Below are 18,779 nucleotides of genomic sequence, written 5' to 3' on the forward strand. Positions count from 1 at the left end.
GCCCTGTACGGCGAGCTGAGCCGGGAGGGGGCGCGGGGGCGGAGCCCCCGCATCGGGGGTTCCAGGGGGTCGTCCCCCTGGGTCAACACGACGGCGAGGGAAGGGGAAGCAAGCGACAGCTTGCGACCATACTGCTCCCACCCGAGCCGTGCGGGGGCGGAGCCCCCCGCATCGGGGGTTCCAGGGGGTCGTCCCCCTGGGTGGGCACAGGGCGCCCGAGAGCGGGGAAGCAGCTCGCTGCGACCACACCTCTTCCGAGCAGCGGCCTACCCGGCGCGGCCGAAGTCCTCTGGGGAGATCGTGTCGAGGAATTCGCGGAACTTCTCGACCTCGTCCTCCTGCTCGTCGGGGATGGCGACGCCGGCCTCTTCGAGGACGTCCTCGCTGGCGAAGATCGTGGCGCCGGTGCGCAGTGCCAGGGCGATGGAGTCGGAGGGGCGGGCGCTGACCTCGACGCCGTTGGAGAAGATCAGGTCGGCGAAGAAGATGCCCTCGCGCAGGGCGGTGATGTTCACGGTGGAGAGCTGGACGCTGAGGGCGTCCAGGACGTCGCGGAACAGGTCGTGGGTGAGCGGCCGGGCGGGCAGCACGCCCTGCTGCGCGAAGGCGATCGCGGTCGCTTCGACCGCCCCGATCCAGATGGGCAGGTAGCGGTCGCCCTCCGTCTCCTTCAGCAGGACGATCGGCTGATTGGAGGGCATCTCGACCCGGACGCCGACGACCTCCATCTGCTTCACAGCGGCTCCCTGCCGGTTCTCGGTGTCTCGATCACCATTCGCAGCGGATCGACTCCTGACCGAACCATGTAGCCAACGTACACCCAGGGTCGGACAGCTCGTCGCGCCCCAGGTGGGGGAATATCCTGCGACGCGGCCATGATCAGTGGTCGAGGCTTTCGCGGAGCCCGGCGCTGACCAGGGCGGAGTGCAGGCCGACCGACAGCGCGGCGATCTCCCGGGCGGTTTCGGCGGCCTCCTCGTGGGCGCCGCGGCTGCGGCGGCGCAGCTGCGGGGCGACCATCTGCTCGATCAGGCCGACCTGCCGGTCGGCGGCGGCCTTGACGGCGCGCAGGTGCCGGACCTCGAAGCCGAACTCGCCGAGCGCGGCGGCGATCCGGCAGATGCCGAGGGCCTCGCCCTCGTAGTGGGCGCCGGTGCGGTGGACGAGGCCATACTCCTCCAGGCGGGCGAGCAGCGCCTCGTCGATCCCGGCGCCGTCGAGGAGCTGGCGGCGGGTGAGCCGGACGGCCGGGTCCGGGGCGGTGGTGTCGGCGGCCACGAGGGTGCGGGGGCGGCGCCGGGACGGCTCGCGGTCGCCGAGCGCCGGGACGTTCTCGCCGCGGTCGCGGGCCTCCAGGTGCTGCCGGATCACGCGCAGCGGCATGTAGTGGTCGCGCTGCGCGGTGAGGACGAACCGGAGCCGCTCCACGTCGGCCGCGCCGAACTTGCGGTAGCCGGAGGGGCTGCGCTGCGGCTCGACCAGCCCCTCGGACTCCAAAAACCTGATCTTGGAGATGGTGATGTCGGGGAACTCGGGCCGCAGCTGCCCGAGCACGTCCCCGATCGTCATCAGGGACCGGGCCGGCTCCGCGTTCAACGCCCCTCCCGTTCCGTCAGCCGTGCGCCGGGTTGGTCAGGAACACCAGCCGGAACTTGCCGATCTGGACCTCGTCGCCGCCGGACAGGGCGGCCTGGTCGATCCGCTGCCGGTTGACGTAGAGGCCGTTCAGGCTGCCCACGTCCCGGACGGAGAAGGCGCCGCCCTGGCGGGTGAACTCGGCGTGGCGGCGGGACACGGTGACGTCGTCCAGGAAGATGTCGCTCTCGGGGTGCCGCCCGGCGGACGTGCGGTCCTTGTCGAGCAGGAAGCGGCTGCCGGCGTTCGGACCGCGCTTGACGACGAGCAGCGCGGTGCCGGGGGGCAGCGCCTCCATCGCCATCTGGTCGGGACCGACCTGCTCCTCGGCGCCCGTGTCGGTGTCCAGCGCCTCGAACCCGCCGATGGAGATCGTGGACGTGGACTCGCCGGGCGACTCGCGGTACGGCGGCGGCGCGGCCGGACTCCGGGTCAGCGGAGTGCCGCAGTTCGAGCAGAAGCGGGCATCATCCGGGTTGGCGTGACCGCACTGCGTGCAGTAGACGCTCGGCATCGATCGGCTCGGCCTCCTACCATCGGCGTGCCGCACGCGGACGCCCCGCCGCAGCGGGAGCCGCCTGCGCCACGCGCATCCTTCACCCAACCCACGCCGGGGATCCGCCCCGACCACGGTCCAACTCACCACCCGCTTACGCGACGGTCGCCGCAACTTACGCGGGTATGACCCGAGGGGTCAACTCGAACGGTGAACCGGCTGGACCAAACTACATTCGCCAATGATCGCAGGTCTACGCCGCCGCGCGGACCGACGCGTTCACGGCGCCCGAGCCGGGCGCCCGGTTCACCTGTTCCCCCGTTCCCCCCGGTTCCCTCTTAGGGAGACCGTACCGCGCCGACGGTCACTTTCGCGCGCGGGGTGATCAGGACGGTGGCCCCGGTTCCGCGCAGCGTCCTGACGAGGCCGCCGGGGATGTTGAGCGCGGTGGTCATCGTGTGGGGGTCGCCGATGGCGAGGAACCGGTACGGGGCGGTGAGGATCCGCCCGTCGGTGCGGACGCCGTTCCGGTCGTCCAGAAAATAGGTGTCGACTCCGACCCGGACGTCGTTGATCTGGAGGACCTCGGCCCCGGCGTCGCGGAGTTCCTGCAGGGCGTCCAGGAGGTTGACGGCCTTGACTCGGCCGCCGGGGTCGCCGATGAGCATCTCGATCCCGGGCCCCTCGGCGGGGAGCGTCCCGGCGAGCAGGCCGTACTCGGTCGCCCGCTCACGCGCCTCCTCCAGGGCGGTCCCGCCCGCGGCGTCCCGTTCCAGCCGGGCCCTGGTGGCCTCCAGATCGCGCAGATCGCCCGTCAGCCGGTCGGATCGCTGACCCAGATCGGCCAGGATCCCGACGAGTTCGTCCTGCCGCGCCGTGGCGAACGTGGAGTCGCGCTTGGTCGACTGCACCTGCGCGGCGATCGCGAAGCCGAGGACGAGGCACAGCGCTCCGGCGGCGAGCCGGCCCGCGCCGAACCGGGGCCGCAGCGGGCCGAGGAGGCCGCGCAGCCCCGGCGGGCGCCCGTCCCCGCCGGTCATGCGCCGAACAGCTTCCGCCGGATGCCGGCCGCGTTGGAGAAGATCCGGATGCCGAGCACGACCACGACGCCGGTGGACAGCTGCGAGCCGACGCCTAGCTGGTCGCCGAGGAGCACGATCAGCGCGGCGATCACGGTGTTGCCGGCGAAGGAGACCACGAAGACCTTCTCGTCGAAGATGCCCTCCAGCCGGGCCCGGACGCCGCCGAACATCGCGTCGAGCGCCGCCACGATCGCGATGGGCAGGTAGGGCTGGAGCCAGAGCGGCACGTCCGGCTGCAGGACGAGCCCCAGCGCGACGCCGATGACGAGGCCGATCAGCGCGATCACCCTCGGGTCACCTCTCCCCTGCTCCCCGGCCGCCCGCTCACCGGCCGCCCTCCGCGCGCGGGACGGCGTACCGCGGCCGCACGGCCCCGGCGGCGGGCAGCCGCGCCCCGGACGAGCGGCGCACGTCGTACCGGATCCCGAACCGGTCGTGCAGCGCGGCGAGCCGCCGGTCGGCCGCCGAGCCCGCGAAGGCGCCGCGCAGCCGGTCCGGGTCGCCGAGCGCCGTCACCGCGTAGGGGCCGGTCAGCGGCCGGTAGTCGACCAGGATCGCCTCGCCGGCGGCGCGGATCGCGGTGGTCGGCGCGAGCCGCTGCCCGTTGACGCCGATGGCCTCGGCGCCCGCCGCCCAGAGCCCGTTGACCAGGACCTGGAGGTCCTGATCATAGACCCGGCCGGCGTCGGCGGCGCGTCCCCGCGCGGCGGGCACGGTGCGCGTCGCGTCGGCGAGCGTGACGACGATGCCGGGGCCGGAGGCGGGCGCGGCGGCCGCGGCGGCGCCGGCCCGCGCCAGCCGCCGCCGGACCCGGCGGCCCTCGTCGCTGCGGGCGAGCGCGGCCGCCCGGTCCCGCTCCGTCCGGGCGCGCAGCGCGTCGACGCGGCGCTGGAGCCCATCGGTCTCGGCGGTGCGGGCCCGGATCTCGCCGATCAGCCGGGACCGCTGCTCGGCCGCGCCCGGCTCGCCGCGGCGCGTCTGCAGCCCGGCGACGGCGATCAGCGTGCCCGCGAGCGCGAGGACGAGCAGGACGCCCGCGCCGCGGAGCCGCCGGGTCGGGGCGCCGCCGGCGGCCGCCCGCCGCGCCGCGGCCTCCGCGTAGCCGTGGTCGAGGATCCTGCCCGCGAGCAGGTCGGCGAGCAGCGACATCGAGGCGTCGGGCCGCCGCCCGAGCGGCCGCCGGTCGCCGGGGTCGTCCCGTCGTGCGTTCACCGCCCCATCATGGCAAGCCCGGGGGCCGCCGGGCTCGTAGGGCCGCGGCGGCTCAGGAGGCGGCCGGGCGGTGCAGGCCGATCTGCACGGCCAGCCCGGCGAGGACGGATCCCATCACGTAGCGCTGGACGCGCCGCCACCCGGGCCGGCGGCCGAGGAAGGCGGCGATGCCGCCGGCGCCGAGGACGATGAGGGCGTTCACGGTGATCGCGATGGTGATCTGCAGCAGGCCGAGCAGCAGGATCTGGACGGCCATGCTCCCGCGGTCCGGGTCCGCGAACTGCGGCAGCAGCGACACGTACAGGATCGCGATCTTCGGGTTGAGCAGGTTGGTGACCAGGCCCATCGTGAAGAGGCGGCGCGGCGGGTCGGCGGGCAGGTCCTGCGGGGTGAAGGCCGTCGCGCCGCCCGGTCGCAGCGCCTGCCAGGCGAGCCACAGCAGGTACGCCGCCCCGGCGAGCTTGATCGCCGTGTAGAGGGCCGGGACGAGCGCGAAGACGGCGGTGAGCCCGGCGGTGGCGGCGGCGACGTAGACCAGGAACCCGGCGGCGACGCCGCCGAGCGAGACCAGCCCGGCGCGGCGGCCCTGCGTCACCGACCGCGACACCAGGTACATCATGTTGGGGCCCGGGGTCAGGACGAGCCCGAGGGCGAAGGCGGCGACGGCCGCCGCGGCGGTGGGCGAGATCATTTCCACTCCCGGATTAAGAATCGATCCGAGGCTAGATCTCCGCCGTTTCTCGGTGCAATACTTTGCATTGCACTCGGAGCAATGAGGGGGCCCATGGAGGATTACCGCCGGGTCGCCGACGAGGTGGCCGCCGCGATCGCCGCGGGGCGGCTGCGCCCCGGGGACCGGCTGCCGCCGCAGCGGGCCTTCGCCCGCGACCGCCGCATCGCCGCCTCCACGGCGAGCCGCGTGTACGGGGAGCTCGCCAGGCGCGGCCTGGTGGTCGGCGAGGTGGGGCGCGGCACGTTCGTCCGGGCGGCGGAGCCGGCCCCCGTCCCGGCGCTCGCGGAGCCCACCGGCGCGAAGGTCGATCTGGAGCTGAGCAGTCCCGTCCTCCCGGAGCAGAGCGCGCTGCTGGCCGCCGGGCTGGGGCGGCTGCTGCGCCCGGACGTGCTGGACGCGGCGCTCGGCCCCGGGCGGGTCACCGGGACCGCCGCCGCCCGGGAGGCCGCGGCGGCGCTGCTGGCCGCCCCCGGCTGGCGGCCCGGCCCCGGATCGGTGCTGTTCGCGGGGAACGGCCGGCAGGCGATCGCGGGCGCCGTGGCGGCGCTGGTGCCGCCGGGCGGGCGGCTCGCGGTGGAGGCGCTGACCTATCCGGTGATCAAGGGCGTGGCGGCCCGGCTCGGCGTCACGCTCGTCCCGGTCGCGGCCGACGGGGCCGGGCTGCGCCCCGACGCCCTCGCCGACGCGCACCGCGCCGCGCCGTTCGGCGCGGTGTACCTCCAGCCGACGCTGCACAATCCGCACGGGACGACGATGCCGCCGCGGCGCCGCGCCGAGGTCGCCGCCGCCCTGGAGCGGCTCGGCCTCCACGCGATCGAGGACCGCGTCTGGGCGTTCCTGCCCGCGGACGGCCCGGAGCCGCTGGCGGCCCTGGCCGGGGACCGCACCGTGGTGGTCGACAGCCTCTCCAAGCGCCTCGCGCCCGGCCTGACCCTCGGGTTCGCCGTCCCGCCCGCCGCGCTGGCCGGGCGCGTCGCCGCCGCGCTGCGCTCGGGCGCCTGGGGGCCCGCGCGCTTCGCGCTCGACGCGGCGACCGGCTGGATCGCGGGCGGCGCGGTCGGGGAGATCACCCGCGCCAAGCGCGCGGACGCCGCGGCCCGCTCGCGGATCGTCACCGAACGGCTCGCGGGCGCCGCCGTCCGGTCCGGGCCGTGCTCCTACTTCTGCTGGTGGGACCTGCCGCCGCAGTGGCGGGCGGAGACGTTCGTGGCGGCCGCCGCGCGGCGCGGGATCGCCGTCACCCCGGCCGCCGCGTTCGCCGTGGGGACGGGCGCCGCGCCCCGCGCGGTCCGCGTCGGCCTCGCGTCCCCGCCGCCGGAGACCCTCGGACGCGCCCTGGACGTCCTCGCCGAGATCGCCGCCGGCGGCCCGGAGGACATCCCCATCGACTGACCGCGGCGCGGAGGCCCGTCAGGAGCCGGCGCGTTCGACGACGGCGGCCCACTCCTCCAGGAGGACCTGGGCGGCGTCGGCGTCGGGCCCCTCGGCCCACAGGTGGGTCACCGCCTCCGCCGGGTCGGGCAGGACGAGGACCCAGCGGCCGTCGTCCTCCACGACGCGGACGCCGTCGGTGGTGTCGATCGTGCGGTCCCCGGCGGCCTCCACGACGTGCCGCATCACGCTGCCCTTGGCCGCCCAGGGGGTCGGGACGGAGCGGCGCAGCAGGTGCGCGTCGGGGATGCGGCGGTCGATCTGGGAGAGCGTCAGGCGGGTGCGGGCGACCAGGCCGACGAGGCGGACGAACGCGGCGATCCCGTCGACGGTGCCGCTGAACTCGGGCATCAGGAAGCCGCCCCGGCCGTCCCCCGCGAAGATCACGCTGGGCTGCGCGGCGGCCTTGGTGAGGACGTCCTGCGACGTGGACGTCCACTCGACCTGGACGCCGTGGAACCGGCACACCTGCTCGGCGACCCGCGTCGTCGTCACCGGCAGCGCCACCTTGCCGCCGCGCCGCTCGGCCGCGACCAGGTCGAGCATGACCAGGAGGGCGCGGTCGTCGCCGACCAGCTCGCCGTTCTCGTCCACCAGGGAGATCCGCTCCCCGACCGGGTCGAAGCGGACGCCGAACGCGGCCCGCGAGGAGGAGACGAGGTCGCCGAGGCGCTCCAGGTCGCGCATCCGCTCGGCGAGCGTCTCGGTCGGGTTGGCCTCGTCCAGCCCGGCGTTGCGGGTGAGGACCTCCACGCCGACCTTGCCGAGCAGGTTCGGCAGGACGAGCGAGGCGACGCCGCCCGCGCAGTCCAGGACGATCTTCAGCCCGGCCTCGCGGACGCCGCGGATGTCGACGCGGCGCAGCAGGTCGCGGGTGTAGGTCTCCACGACGCGCGGCGGGTAGGTCAGCTCGGCGATCTCGCCGGGGAACGCGCGCCGGTACTCCTGCCGGCCGAAGACCCGCTCCAGCTTGCGCTGCGCCGCCTGGGACAGGTCGGCGCCGCCGGCGTCCAGGAACAGGATGTCGACGCCCTGCGGGTCGCCGAGCGTGGTGCGGATGTAGATGCCGCCGACGGCGTCCTCGCGGCCGGTCTCGAACCGGGCGACGGTGAGCGGGGTCGCCTCCAGGTCGTTGACGTTGATGGCGCTGGCGGTGAGCGCGCTGTTCACGGCGCGCTTCAGGGTGCGCGCGGCACGGGAGACGTCGCGGCCGGTGACGACCGTGGAGCCCTTCTTCAGCGTGGTCGCGTAGGCGCTGGCGAGCCGCACCGCGAGCTCGGGGGTGATCTCGACGTTGACGAGCCCGGACACGCCGCGCGGCCCGAACAGGTTGCGCTGCCCGCGCGACTCCCAGATCACGCTGGTGTTGACGACCGCGCCGGCCTCGATGGTCTTGAACGGGTAGACCTTCACGCCGCTGGAGACGTACGCCTCGGCCTCGATGACGCACTCGTCGCCGATGACCGCGCCCTCCTCGACGCGGGCCCCGGCCATGATGTCGGTGTTCTTGCCGACGACGCAGCCGCGCAGGTTCGTGGACGGTGCGACGAACACGTTGTCGTGGACGACCGCCCGGTGCAGGAACGCGCCCTCCTTGACGACGACGTTGCTGCCGAGGACGGTGTACTCGCGCAGTTCGACGCCCGCCTCGACCTTGGCGTAGTCGCCGATGTAGAGGGGGCCTTTGAGGACGGCCTCCGCGTCGACTTCGGCGCCCTCGGCGACCCACACGCCGGGTGACATCTCGAAGCCGTCGAGCTCGATGCCGACCTGGCCGGACAGCATGTCGGCCTGGGCCTTGAGGTAGCTCTCGTGGGTGCCGACGTCCTCCCAGTAGCAGTCGGCCACGTACCCGAACAGGCGGGCGCCTTCGGCGAGCAGCTTGGGGAACACGTCCCCGGACCAGTCGACGGACTCGCCCTCCGCGACGTGGTCGAGGACCTCCGGTTCCATCACGTAGATGCCGGTGTTCACGGTGTCGGAGAACACCTGGCCCCACGTCGGCTTCTCCAGGAACCGCTGCACGCGGCCCTCGTCGTCCACGATGATGATGCCGAACTCGAGGGGGTTCGGGACGCGCTTCAGCCCGATGGTGACCAGCGCGTCGTTCTCCTTGTGGAACCGCACCATGTCGGTGAGGTCGATGTCGGTGAGCGCGTCCCCGGAGATCACGAGGAACCGGTCGTCGCGCAGCGCCTCCTCGGCGTTCTTGACGCTGCCGGCGGTGCCGAGCGGGATCTCCTCCGTCGCGTAGCTCAGCGACATGCCGAGCTCCTCGCCGTCGCCGAAGTAGTTGCGGATCAGCGCGGCCAGGAACTGGACGGTGACGACGGTCTCGGTGAACCCGTGCCGCTTCAGCAGCCGGAGCACGTGCTCCATGATCGGCCGGTTGACGAGCGGCAGCAGCGGCTTGGGCTGGTTGGCGGTCATCGGACGCAGCCGCGTCCCCTCGCCACCCGCCATCACGACGGCCTTCATCGGGGGGTCTCAGCTCCCTTCTGGTCGCCGGCCGGCGGTTCCGCGCCCGGTTCCCGGCCCCCCGGGCCGGGCGGGGTTTCCGGCCCGGAGGCCGGGGGCGAGCCGCGGCCGGCCAGCACCAGTTGCCGCGTCTGCGTCCAGTAGAGGACGGCCGCCCACCAGTACAGGCCCGTCCCCCAGATCGCGAAGGACCATCCGATGACCTTCGCCGCGGTCGCCGCGCCGCCGCCGTGGTCGCCGAGCAGCAGCAGCGGGAACGCGTACAGCAGGCACATGGTGCCCGCCTTCCCGATGAAATGGACGGGAAGCGTGCCGCCGTACCCGAGCCGCCGCACGATCGGCGCGATCGGCAGGATCGCGAACTCCCGGGCGACCAGCAGCACCACCAGCCACAGCGGGATGATCTCGCGGATCGTGAGCCCGATCAGCGTCGCGAGGATGTAGAGCCGGTCGGCGGCCGGGTCGAGCACCGTCCCGAGCTTGCTGGTCTGGTTCAGCGCGCGCGCCAGCTTGCCGTCCAGCCAGTCGGACAGGCCGGCGAACACCAGCACGCCGAGCGCCCACCAGTCGGCCTCGGCGAGGACGAGCCACAGGAACAGCGGGACGCCCACGAGCCGCGCCATGCTCAGCACGTTGGGCACCGTGAAGATCCGGTCCTGCGGGGCCTCCTGCAGTGTGCTCACCGACGCGTTCGCCTCCCCTGGTCCCCTTGATCCTGACCCTACCGGTAAGGGTTGGAAAGACCTCGGCGGCGTCCGCCCGGTGAGTCGGGCGCGGCGCGGCCCGTCCGGAGGCGGTCCCCGTCAGCGCGGGCCGACGGCGTCCGCGAGCGGGAGGACGGCCGTCACCACGAATCCGCCGCTCTCCCCCGGACCGGCGTCGAGGGTCCCCCCGACGCTGCGCGCCCGCTCGATCATCCCGAGGATGCCGAACCCCTCGGGAGCGCCGCCGGACGGCCCGCTCCCGTCGTCGGCGACGCGCACGACGAGCCCGCCTGCGTCCCGCGCCAGCCGCACCGTGGCGCGCTCGGCGGCGGCGTGCTTGACAATGTTGGTCAAGGCCTCCTGGACGATCCGGTACGCGGCGACGCCGATCTCCGGCGGCAGCGTCCCGAGGCCGTCGTCCGACAGCTCCACGTCGATGCCGCCGCCGCGCGCCGCCCGCACGAGGTCGCCGATGCCGCCGGGGCCGGGCAGCGCCCCGCCCGCCACGTCGGTGCCGCGCAGGACCTGCAGGGTGCCGCGCAGCTCGGTCCGGGCGTCCCGGCAGGTGCCCGCGATCGAGGCGAGCGCCTCGGCCAGCTCCGCCCGGTCGAGCGGCCGGTCCCCGCGCACCAGGTGGGCCGCCGCGCCGGCCTGCACGCCGATCAGCGTGATGCTGTGCGCGAGGAGGTCGTGCAGGTCGCGGGCGATCCGCAGCCGCTCCTCGGCGACCCGCCGCCGCGCCTCCTCCTCCCGCGTGCGCTCGGCCCGCTCGGCGCGCTCGGTGATCGTCGCGAGCCGCGCCCGGTGCACCCGCCACACCTGGACGGCGATCACGACCGACACCACGGCCTCGATGACCGCGACCTGCTCCCGGACCGAGCCGCCGCCCGCCCGCATCGCCATCCCGAGCACGCACACGGCCAGCAGGAACCCGGCGACGCCGAGGACGACCCGCACCCGCCGCCCGAGGACGGCGTAGGCGAACAGCGCGATCACCTCGGCGGGCACGAGCGCGTGGTGCTGGTACTGCGCGAGGTGGTACGGGAGCACGAGGACGACGAGGGCCACCAGCCCCGGCGCCGGCCACCGCCGGATCACCGCGAGCGGCACGTGCGCCGCGACCAGCAGCAGCGCCCCGGCCGCGTCCAGCTCCCGGACGCCGGGCCACGCCACCGCCGCGCCCGCCGCGATCCCCGCCAGCGCCATCGCCGGCAGGGCGTCCCTGGCCGTCGCATCCACCCGAGGCAGCCTCACCACCCGTCCATCCTCCCGGATCCCGCCGATCGCCGCGCACCGCCCCCGCCCGGTGATCGCGGGGCCGGCGGTTCGGGGGCGGGCGGCCGTCACACGCCGGGTTCGCAGGCGAGGACCGGCTTCACGTCCAGGATCGGGGTGCCGTCGAGGGCCTCCAGGTCGCGGACGCGGACGCGGCGCCCCGTCACCTCCAGGATCTCGACCGGGTGCAGGCCGATCGGGTTGGGGCGGTCCGGCGAGCGAGTCGCGAACACGCCGCGCATCGGCGCGGACGGGTCGTCGCGCGGGTGGACGCGCAGCACGTCGCGCGGCGACAGGTGCAGCCACGTCAGCACGAATACCCGGTCGCCGGGGCGAAGGCCCTCCAGCGCCGGGAACACGGCCGGTTCGAAGACCAGCCACGCCTCCGGCGCGCCCTCGCCGCCCTGCTTGGGCGCGGACGCCCGGTCGGTCAGCGTGGACGAGACGTGGCCGACGGGGGTGAGCGTGAACTCCTGGTGCGGATCGAACATGCCCCGATCCTCTCAGGGCGTCGCGCGGGCGCGTTCTACCCGGAGGGCGGCGGTTGCGGCAACGGGGGTGCGGCGGGTTAGCGTCGGGCACGACAGATCGCGGGGGCCCGGCGAACCGGGCTGAGATAGCGGCTGGGACGGCCGCTGACCGCATGAACCTGACCGGGTAATGCCGGCGTAGGGAGAGATCGAGTCGTCATGACAGAACGCGTGGTTCCAGCCGCCCGCAAGACCTATCTGCAGGGCTCGCGCCCCGACATCCGGGTCCCGATGCGGGAGGTGCCGCTCACCAACGGCGACGCCGTCGTGCTGTACGACACGTCGGGGCCGTACACCGATCCGGCGGCGCGGACCGACGTCCGCCGGGGGCTGCCCGCGCTGCGGGAGGCGTGGATCGCCGAGCGGAGCGACACGGCGCCGTATGAGGGACGGGCCGTGCGCCCCGGGGACGACGGGCTGCGGGCGCCCGTGCGCGAGGGCCTGCTGCCGCGCCGGCCGCGCCGCGCGACCGGCGGCGCGGTGACGCAGCGCGCGTACGCGCGGCGGGGCGAGATCACACCGGAGATGGAGTTCGCGGCGCTGCGGGAGGGGGTGGAACCGGAGTTCGTCCGGGACGAGCTGGCGGCAGGGCGCGCGGTGCTGCCCGCGAACGTCAACCACCCCGAGATCGAGCCGATGGTCATCGGCCGGAACTTCCTGGTGAAGGTGAACGCGAACATCGGGAACTCGGCGGTGGCGTCCTCGATCGAGGACGAGGTCGAGAAGATGACGTGGGCGACCCGCTGGGGCGCCGACACGGTCATGGACCTGTCCACCGGCAAGGACATCCACACGACGCGGGAGTGGATCCTGCGGAACTCGCCGGTGCCGGTCGGGACCGTCCCGCTGTACCAGGCGGTGGAGAAGGTGGGCGGCGACCCGGCCGAGCTGACCTGGGAGGTCTTCCGCGACACGGTGATCGAGCAGGCCGAGCAGGGCGTCGACTACATGACCGTGCACGCCGGGGTGCTGCTGCGGTACGTGCCGCTGACGGCGCGGCGCAAGACCGGGATCGTGTCGCGGGGCGGGTCGATCATGGCGGCGTGGTGCCTGGCGCACCACGAGGAGAACTTCCTGTACGCGCACTTCCGGGAGCTGTGCGAGATCTTCGCCGCCTACGACGTCACCTGGTCGCTCGGGGACGGCCTGCGCCCCGGCTCCATCGCCGACGCCAACGACGAGGCGCAGTTCGCCGAGCTGCGCACCCAGGGCGAGCTGACGGCGATCGCCGCCGAGTACGGGAACCAGGTGATGAACGAGGGGCCCGGCCACGTCCCGATGCACAAGATCAAGGAGAACGTCGACCTGCAGCAGGAGTGGTGCGGCGGGGCGCCGTTCTACACGCTCGGCCCGCTGACCACCGACATCGCGCCCGGCTACGACCACATCACCTCGGCGATCGGCGCCGCGATGATCGGCTGGCACGGGACCGCGATGCTCTGCTACGTCACGCCCAAGGAGCACCTCGGGCTGCCGGACCGCGACGACGTGAAGGCCGGCGTCATCGCCTACAAGATCGCCGCGCACGCCGCCGACCTGGCCAAGGGCCATCCGGGTGCGCAGACATGGGACGACGCGCTGTCGGACGCGCGGTTCGGCTTCCGGTGGGAGGACCAGTTCAACCTGTCCCTCGACCCGGACACCGCCCGCGCGTTCCACGACGCGACGCTGCCGGCGGCGCCGGCGAAGACGGCGCACTTCTGCTCGATGTGCGGCCCGCACTTCTGCTCCATGAAGATCACCCGGGACGTCCGGCGGTACGCCGACGAGCGCGGGCTGGACGGCGACGCCGCCCTCGCCGCCGGGATGCGGGAGAAGGCCGCGGAGTTCAAGGCCGCCGGCGGGCGGATCCACCTCCCGCTCTCCCCCGGCCCGTCGTGACGTAAGCGCAGGTCGGCGCGGGCCCGCCCCGTATCGGACACGGCACCGGACACGGCACCGGACGCGGCGGGCCCGGCCATCCCGGCGCGGGCCGGGCGGACCGGCGCGGCTAGTATCGAGGGACCGTTCCAAAGCCGCGGATCCCCCCGAATCGCCGCAGGCCCGTACCCGCCGGGAAAGGACCGACGACCCACGTGACCAGCGACGACACGCCGAAGGCCCCCGCCCGTGCGGTGCGCGCCGACGTGCGCCGCAACCGGGCGCGGCTGCTCGCCGCGGCCCGCGAGACGTTCCAGCGCGACGGGGCCGACGCGTCCCTGGAGGGCGTCGCCCGCACCGCCGGCGTCGGCATCGGCACGCTCTACCGCCACTTCCCCACCCGCCAGCACCTCCTGGAGGCGCTGCTCGCCGACGTCTACGCGGACCTGGCCGCGACCGCCCGCGAACTGCTGGCCTCGCCCGCACCGGGCGAGGCCCTGATGACCTGGCTGCGGGCGTTCGCGTCGCGGGTGACGGTGTACCGCGGGCTGGCCGCCTCGGCGGTGCTGTCGCTGCGGGAGGAGTCGCTGCGGGCGGATCGGCCCGAGCCCGGCTGCCCCCGCCGGGCGATGTGCGAGGCCGGCGAGGCGCTGTTCGCCCGCGCGCAGCGGGCCGGGGACGCGCCCGCGGGCACGGCGTTCGCCGACGTCCTGTGGCTCACCGGCGCCATCGCGGCGGTCACCGAGCGGGAGCCGGAGGCCGCCGGGCGGCTGCTGTCGCTCGCCGCCGCCGGGATGGCGCCCGGCGCCCGGTAGGTCAGTCCGTCTCCGGGACGGGCAGGACGCGGCGCGGGCCGCGCGGCGCGTCGCCCTTCCGGCGCCATTCGCGCGGGTAGCCGACCGACACCTCGATGTGCGGGACGTCCCCGGTCCAGATCGTCCGGGGGATGTGCAGGTGCCCGTACACGACCGAGACCGCGCGGTACCGGTCGTGCCAGCCGGCGGTGCGCTCGGTGCCGCACCACTGCGCGAACTCCGGGTACCACAGGACGCGGGTGGGTTCGCGGACGAGCGGCCAGTGGTTGACGAGCACGGTCCGCGTGCCCGGTCCCAGGGCCGCGAGGCGCTTCTCGGTGTAGGCGACGCGGGCGGCGCACCAGGCGTCGCGCGTCGGGTGCGGGTCGGGGTGCAGGTAGACCTCGTCGGTGCACACGACGCCCGCCTCGTGCGCGACTTCGAGCGCTTCTTCCTTGGTGGACGTCCCGTCCGGCCGGAAGGTGTAGTCGTACAGGATGAACAGCGGCGCGATCGTCACGGGGCCGCCCTCGCCGTCCCAGACGGGGTAGGGGTCCTCGGGGGTCAGCACGCCGAGGCCCCGGCACATGTCCACGAGCCGCCGGTACCGGGCCTCCCCGCGCAACTGCACGGGGTCGTCCTTGATCGTCCACAGTTCGTGGTTGCCGGGCACCCAGAGCACGGTGGCGAAGCGGTCGCGCAGCGTGCGGAGCGTCCACTCGACGTCGGCGAACCGCTCGGCGACGTCCCCGGCGACGATCAGCCAGTCGTCCGCGGACGCGGGCCGCAGCCCCTCGGTGAACGCGCGGTTCTCCGGGAACCCCACGTGCAGGTCGCTGATCGCGTAGACACCGCCCATCCAGAGATCGTAAGCCCGGCGCGGCCGCGGAAGCGGCCCGCACTCCGGAGGGGGCGCGGGCCGCTTCCGCGGCCGGTCCCGTGATCAGCCGTTCCTCCCCCAGAGGTAGACGCCCAGGCCCATCGCGAGCACGCTCGCCCAGCTGAACACGGCCCGGACGGTGTTCCAGGCGGTCCAGCGGCCGGAGTAGTCCGACCAGACCTTCGCGGCCTCGGCCAGGTCCTTCGGGATCGCCACGCCGTCCAGGTCGTTGTTCATGGGGATGTTCACCGCGAGGCTCGGGACGAGCGCGCCGGCGAAGTACACGCCGGCGGCGACGAAGAACAGGATCGCCGCGGACTTCTGCTCCAGGGTCAGCAGCAGCACGCCCGCCGCGGCCGCCAGCACCGGGACCAGCAGGAACATCCCCACGAACACCGGGTTCTGGATCCGCTGGTTGATGGACTGCATGGCGTCGATGGCCGACCCCGGCCTCGCCGCGTTCAACCCCGGCATCACGCCGGTCGAGAAGCCGAAGAACGTCCCGGCCATGCCGGCCGCCATGATGAGGGAGAGCGTCACCGAGACGCCCGCGAGAGCCGATTTCATCGTCGTTCCGTTTCCAGTCGGGGATTGCGGGGTCAGCAGGTCCAGACGCCGCTGTCCGCGGTCTCCCGCGCGTACGCGGCGAAGTCGCGGGGTTCGCGCCCGAGGGCCCGCCGGACGCCGTCGGCGGGCGCGGCGTTGCGGCCGTCCAGCACGGTGGTGAACAGGTACGTCAGGAGGCCGATGACGTCGCCGGGCAGGCCGTGCTCCTTGAGGGCCGCCGCGTAGTCGTCCGCGCTCACCGGGACGAAGGCGATCTCCCGTCCGGCCGCGCGGCCGATCTCCGCGACGGCCTCGGCGAAGGTGAGCGCGCGGGGGCCGGTCACCTCGTAGACCTCGCCGGCGTGGCCCGCGCGGGTGAGCGCCGCGACGGCCACGTCCGCGATGTCGCCGGCGTCCACGAACGGCTCCGGCACCTCGCCGGCGGGGAGGACGACCTCGCCGGCGCGGACGGGTTCGAGGAGGTAGTCCTCGCTGAAGTTCTGCGCGAACCAACTGGCCCGCACGACCGTCCACTCCAGCCCGGCCCCCTGGACGATCCGCTCGCACTCGCGCGCCTCGGGCTCGCCCCGCCCGGAGAGCAGGACGACGCGCCGCACGCCCGCCGCGACCGCCTTCGCCGTGAAGGCGGCGATGGCCTCGGGTGCGCCGGGCGCTGCGAGGTCCGGGTAGTAGGACAGGTACACCTTCTCGACGCCCCGCAGCACCGGCGCCCAGGTCGCCTCGGCGGCCCAGTCGAAGGCCGGCGACGCCGACCGCGAGCCCATCCGGACGGGGACGTCCAGGGCCTCCAGCCGCTCCACCACGCGGCGTCCGGTCTTGCCGGTCCCGCCGAGGACGAGGGTCAGGCCGTTCTCGATCTCCATGTTCGTCATGCCCTCAAGTCAACCGGCGGGTGACTTCGGCGACCATGGTTGAGAAGCTCGCCTCCATACGCGAGCGTCTAGGCTGGCCGCCATGGACGCCCTCACCGACCTCCTCGACGGCCCGCGCGCCCGGGGGGCGTTCCTGCTCCGCTCGACCCTCGCGCCGCCCTGGTCGGTGCGCATCCAGGACGAGGCGCCGCTGACGCTGCTGTCCATGGTCAGGGACGACGCCTGGCTGATCCCCGACGACGGCGACCCGCAGCGCGTCGCCCCCGGCGACATGGTCGTCTTCCGGGGGCCGGATCACTACACCGTCAGCGACGACCCCGGCACCGAGCCGCAGATCGTCATCCACCCGGGGCAGCGCTGCACCACCCCCGACGGGACGAGCCTGTCGGAGGCGATGGACCTCGGCGTCCGCGCCTGGGGCAACGATCCCGCCGGGACGGCGGTCATGCTGATCGGCACCTACCAGATGCGCGGCGCCGTGACCCGGCGCCTGCTGGCGGCGCTGCCGCCGATCGCGGTCGTGCGCGGCGACACCTGGAAGTCGCCGCTCGTCGACGTGCTCGGCGAGGAGATCGGCAGGGACGAGCCCGGCCAGGACGTCGTCCTGGACCGGCTCCTCGACCTGCTGCTCATCGCGACGCTGCGCGCCTGGTTCTCCCGCCCGGACGCCGAGGCGCCCGGCTGGTACCGGGCGCACGGCGACCCGGTCGCCGGGCCCGCGCTGCGCCTGCTGCACGACGACCTCGCCCACCCGTGGACGGTCGCGGACCTCGCCGCGCGGGTCGGGGTGTCGCGCGCCGCGCTCGCGCAGCGGTTCGCGAAGCTGATCGGCGAGCCGCCCATGGCGTACCTGACCGGGATCCGCCTCGCGCAGGCCGCCGACCTGCTGCGCGAGAGCGACGCGACGCTCGACGCCATCGCGCGCCGGGTCGGCTACGGCACCGCGTTCGCGCTGAGCACCGCGTTCAAGCGCGAGTACGGCGTCAGCCCGCAGGAGTACCGCGCCGGCGGCGCCGCGGCCGGGTGACCGGTCGCGGCCGGGTGACCGGTCAGCCCGCGGCACCGAGGTGCTCGTGGAAGAACGCGGTCATGAGGGCTAGAACGCGTTCGGCGTGCTTGCCGTAGACGGCGAAGTGGTCGCCGTGCAGGACCTCCAGCCGCTTCGGGTGCGGGGCGCGCTCGTAGGCGGCGAACGCGAGGTCGCTGTGGGTGAGCATGTCCTGGTCCTTCAGCCGCTCCGGCTCGATCGTGCTGTATCACTCGTAGATCAGGCGGTCGGGCGGTCGGGCGGCGCGGCGATTCGGGCGAGCGCCTCGGTGGGGTTGACGTCCTCCCCCCGCCTGAAGGCGGGGGATTTCAACCCATCCCCTATACGGAGAGGAGAGCGGGTTGAGGTTCGCGGTTCACCGGCCGGGCTGCCGCCCGGCCTCCTCGCGCGGCCACCGTGCGTCCCACGGCGGTGTCTTTGATGTTGCGTGCGGCGTTGACGTCGGCGTTGGCCCGGTGCCCGCAGGCGACGCACCGGAACACCGCTTGGCTCTCACGGTTGTCCCGGGCGCGGTACCCGCAGGCGTTGCAGGTCTGCGAGGTGTACGCCGGATCGACCCGGACCACGCGCCCGGGTGCCTTGTCCTCCAGCCGGGTCACCAACTGTCCCCACCCGGCGGCCAGGATGCCCCGGTTGAGTCCGGCCTTCTGCCGGACGTTGACGTCGGGGGCGTCGATGGTGCCGCGCGCCGACCGGGTCATCCCGGCGATGTCGAGGTCCTCGACGGCGATGACGTCGAAGCGGCGCGCCAGGTCCGTCGAGGTCTTCTCCACCCAGTCCTTTCGGCGGTCGGCCTCACGCGCCTTGAGCCGGGCGATGGCCGCCTTGACACGGGCACGCCGGTTCGACCCCCGGCGAGCGCGGGACAGGCGGCGCAGCAACCGGCCCAACCGCTCGGCCTCCCCCGCCGTCAGGCCCGGCACGCTGGTGGTCTGGCCGGTGGACAGTGCGGCACTGACGGCCACGCCCCGGTCCACGCCGACCGCCGCACCGGTTCCGGGCGCGGGAACCGGGTCGGGGACGGCGGCGAATGCGACGTGCCAGCGTCCGGCGCGGTCGCGGGTCACCCGGAACGACTTCACGTCCGGCGGGACGGGACGGGACCAGCGGAACCGCACCCACCCCACCTTGGGGAGGCGCACCGCACCCGTGCGGCGCGACAACCGCCGCACCTCCCACGCC

20 protein-coding genes and 1 riboswitch are annotated in these 18,779 nt (G+C 74.3%); of the genes, 4 read left to right on the plus strand and 16 right to left on the minus strand.

What is annotated here, in order from left to right; all coding sequences use genetic code 11:
• Positions 1 to 266 precede the first annotated feature (266 nt).
• The 7 genes from E1284_RS26645 to E1284_RS26675 form a co-directional block, all read right to left on the minus strand.
• Positions 267 to 737: a bifunctional nuclease family protein gene (locus E1284_RS26645; RefSeq protein WP_131942882.1), complete on the minus strand. Its 471-nt coding sequence runs from the start codon at positions 735 to 737 to the stop codon at positions 267 to 269.
• A gap of 142 nt (positions 738 to 879) precedes the next feature.
• Positions 880 to 1,596, minus strand: a complete 717-nt coding sequence (ftsR, locus tag E1284_RS26650; RefSeq protein WP_207923968.1) for a transcriptional regulator FtsR — start codon at positions 1,594 to 1,596, stop codon at positions 880 to 882.
• Positions 1,597 to 1,612: 16 nt separating this feature from the next.
• Entirely contained in the window at positions 1,613 to 2,149 is a 537-nt protein-coding gene (locus E1284_RS26655) for an FHA domain-containing protein (RefSeq protein WP_131942883.1), read from the minus strand.
• Between the two features lie 320 nt (positions 2,150 to 2,469).
• On the minus strand, positions 2,470 to 3,171 hold the full coding sequence (locus E1284_RS26660) for a DUF881 domain-containing protein (protein ID WP_131942884.1): 702 nt from the start codon (positions 3,169 to 3,171) through the stop codon (positions 2,470 to 2,472).
• The gene (locus tag E1284_RS26665) at positions 3,168 to 3,500 is read right to left on the minus strand and encodes a small basic family protein (protein WP_131942885.1); all 333 of its coding nucleotides are present in this window, start codon (positions 3,498 to 3,500) and stop codon (positions 3,168 to 3,170) included. The genes E1284_RS26660 and E1284_RS26665 overlap by 4 nt, the downstream gene beginning before the upstream one ends.
• 37 nt (positions 3,501 to 3,537) lie before the next feature.
• Positions 3,538 to 4,425: a DUF881 domain-containing protein gene (locus E1284_RS26670; protein WP_131942886.1), complete on the minus strand. Its 888-nt coding sequence runs from the start codon at positions 4,423 to 4,425 to the stop codon at positions 3,538 to 3,540.
• A gap of 52 nt (positions 4,426 to 4,477) precedes the next feature.
• Positions 4,478 to 5,116 carry a LysE family translocator gene (locus E1284_RS26675; protein WP_131942887.1) on the minus strand — a complete coding sequence of 213 codons (639 nt, stop codon included), beginning with the start codon at positions 5,114 to 5,116 and terminating at the stop codon, positions 4,478 to 4,480.
• A gap of 93 nt (positions 5,117 to 5,209) precedes the next feature.
• On the opposite strand from E1284_RS26675, the gene E1284_RS26680 reads away from it, so the two are divergent.
• On the plus strand, positions 5,210 to 6,550 hold the full coding sequence (locus tag E1284_RS26680) for an aminotransferase-like domain-containing protein (protein WP_131942888.1): 1,341 nt from the start codon (positions 5,210 to 5,212) through the stop codon (positions 6,548 to 6,550).
• A gap of 18 nt (positions 6,551 to 6,568) precedes the next feature.
• Here the strand turns inward: E1284_RS26680 and E1284_RS26685 are convergent, their stop codons facing one another.
• From E1284_RS26685 to tsaA, 4 genes are all read right to left on the minus strand, one after another.
• Positions 6,569 to 9,067 carry a mannose-1-phosphate guanyltransferase gene (locus tag E1284_RS26685; RefSeq protein ID WP_131942889.1) on the minus strand — a complete coding sequence of 833 codons (2,499 nt, stop codon included), beginning with the start codon at positions 9,065 to 9,067 and terminating at the stop codon, positions 6,569 to 6,571.
• A complete protein-coding gene (clsA, locus tag E1284_RS26690) occupies positions 9,064 to 9,750 on the minus strand; it encodes a cardiolipin synthase ClsA (RefSeq protein WP_279433071.1) in 687 nt (228 codons plus the stop codon). Before clsA ends, E1284_RS26685 begins: the two co-directional genes overlap by 4 nt.
• A gap of 120 nt (positions 9,751 to 9,870) precedes the next feature.
• Positions 9,871 to 11,028 (minus strand): sensor histidine kinase, encoded by a 1,158-nt coding sequence (locus E1284_RS26695; RefSeq protein WP_207923969.1) that lies wholly within the window; start codon positions 11,026 to 11,028, stop codon positions 9,871 to 9,873.
• Between the two features lie 86 nt (positions 11,029 to 11,114).
• Positions 11,115 to 11,537, minus strand: coding sequence for a tRNA (N6-threonylcarbamoyladenosine(37)-N6)-methyltransferase TrmO (gene tsaA, locus E1284_RS26700; protein ID WP_131942890.1), 423 nt, complete (start codon positions 11,535 to 11,537; stop codon positions 11,115 to 11,117).
• Positions 11,538 to 11,626: 89 nt separating this feature from the next.
• Positions 11,627 to 11,740: riboswitch (TPP riboswitch) on the plus strand.
• Here tsaA and thiC point away from each other — a divergent pair.
• Entirely contained in the window at positions 11,736 to 13,457 is a 1,722-nt protein-coding gene (gene thiC / locus E1284_RS26705; protein WP_131942891.1) for a phosphomethylpyrimidine synthase ThiC, read from the plus strand. (Overlaps the previous riboswitch by 5 nt.)
• 194 nt (positions 13,458 to 13,651) lie before the next feature.
• Positions 13,652 to 14,251, plus strand: coding sequence for a TetR/AcrR family transcriptional regulator (locus E1284_RS26710; protein WP_207923970.1), 600 nt, complete (start codon positions 13,652 to 13,654; stop codon positions 14,249 to 14,251).
• A gap of 1 nt (position 14,252) precedes the next feature.
• Here E1284_RS26710 and E1284_RS26715 read toward each other — a convergent pair whose 3' ends face one another.
• The 3 genes from E1284_RS26715 to E1284_RS26725 all read right to left on the minus strand — a co-directional run bounded on the left by E1284_RS26715 (position 14,253) and on the right by E1284_RS26725 (position 16,549).
• Positions 14,253 to 15,089 (minus strand): metallophosphoesterase family protein, encoded by an 837-nt coding sequence (locus tag E1284_RS26715; protein ID WP_131942892.1) that lies wholly within the window; start codon positions 15,087 to 15,089, stop codon positions 14,253 to 14,255.
• A gap of 84 nt (positions 15,090 to 15,173) precedes the next feature.
• A complete protein-coding gene (locus E1284_RS26720) occupies positions 15,174 to 15,677 on the minus strand; it encodes an anthrone oxygenase family protein (RefSeq protein WP_131942893.1) in 504 nt (167 codons plus the stop codon).
• A 32-nt stretch (positions 15,678 to 15,709) separates the two neighbouring features.
• Positions 15,710 to 16,549 carry an NAD(P)H-binding protein gene (locus E1284_RS26725; protein ID WP_131942894.1) on the minus strand — a complete coding sequence of 280 codons (840 nt, stop codon included), beginning with the start codon at positions 16,547 to 16,549 and terminating at the stop codon, positions 15,710 to 15,712.
• Positions 16,550 to 16,631: 82 nt separating this feature from the next.
• On the opposite strand from E1284_RS26725, the gene E1284_RS26730 reads away from it, so the two are divergent.
• Positions 16,632 to 17,576 (plus strand): AraC family transcriptional regulator, encoded by a 945-nt coding sequence (locus tag E1284_RS26730; protein WP_131942895.1) that lies wholly within the window; start codon positions 16,632 to 16,634, stop codon positions 17,574 to 17,576.
• Positions 17,577 to 17,598: 22 nt separating this feature from the next.
• On the opposite strand, the gene E1284_RS41800 is transcribed toward E1284_RS26730, so the two are convergent.
• A complete protein-coding gene (locus tag E1284_RS41800) occupies positions 17,599 to 17,766 on the minus strand; it encodes a hypothetical protein (protein ID WP_165965444.1) in 168 nt (55 codons plus the stop codon).
• A 151-nt stretch (positions 17,767 to 17,917) separates the two neighbouring features.
• Positions 17,918 to 18,779 (minus strand): RNA-guided endonuclease InsQ/TnpB family protein (locus E1284_RS26735; protein WP_131942896.1); only part of this gene is annotated, 862 nt, incomplete at its 5' end.

The sequence above is a fragment of the Actinomadura bangladeshensis genome (assembly GCF_004348335.1).
GTDB lineage: Bacteria > Actinomycetota > Actinomycetes > Streptosporangiales > Streptosporangiaceae > Spirillospora > Spirillospora bangladeshensis.

Coding starts and splice junctions, on each gene's coding strand:
- E1284_RS26655 (WP_131942883.1), bottom strand. CDS start 2,149: ATGCCGAGCGTCTACTGCACGCAGTGCGGTCACGCCAACCCGGATGAT.
- E1284_RS26660 (WP_131942884.1), bottom strand. CDS start 3,171: ATGACCGGCGGGGACGGGCGCCCGCCGGGGCTGCGCGGCCTCCTCGGC.
- E1284_RS26675 (WP_131942887.1), bottom strand. CDS start 5,116: ATGATCTCGCCCACCGCCGCGGCGGCCGTCGCCGCCTTCGCCCTCGGG.
- E1284_RS26680 (WP_131942888.1), top strand. CDS start 5,210: ATGGAGGATTACCGCCGGGTCGCCGACGAGGTGGCCGCCGCGATCGCC.
- E1284_RS26685 (WP_131942889.1), bottom strand. CDS start 9,067: ATGAAGGCCGTCGTGATGGCGGGTGGCGAGGGGACGCGGCTGCGTCCG.
- tsaA (WP_131942890.1), bottom strand. CDS start 11,537: ATGTTCGATCCGCACCAGGAGTTCACGCTCACCCCCGTCGGCCACGTC.
- thiC (WP_131942891.1), top strand. CDS start 11,736: ATGACAGAACGCGTGGTTCCAGCCGCCCGCAAGACCTATCTGCAGGGC.
- E1284_RS26715 (WP_131942892.1), bottom strand. CDS start 15,089: ATGGGCGGTGTCTACGCGATCAGCGACCTGCACGTGGGGTTCCCGGAG.
- E1284_RS26720 (WP_131942893.1), bottom strand. CDS start 15,677: ATGAAATCGGCTCTCGCGGGCGTCTCGGTGACGCTCTCCCTCATCATG.
- E1284_RS26725 (WP_131942894.1), bottom strand. CDS start 16,549: ATGACGAACATGGAGATCGAGAACGGCCTGACCCTCGTCCTCGGCGGG.
- E1284_RS26730 (WP_131942895.1), top strand. CDS start 16,632: ATGGACGCCCTCACCGACCTCCTCGACGGCCCGCGCGCCCGGGGGGCG.
- E1284_RS41800 (WP_165965444.1), bottom strand. CDS start 17,766: ATGCTCACCCACAGCGACCTCGCGTTCGCCGCCTACGAGCGCGCCCCG.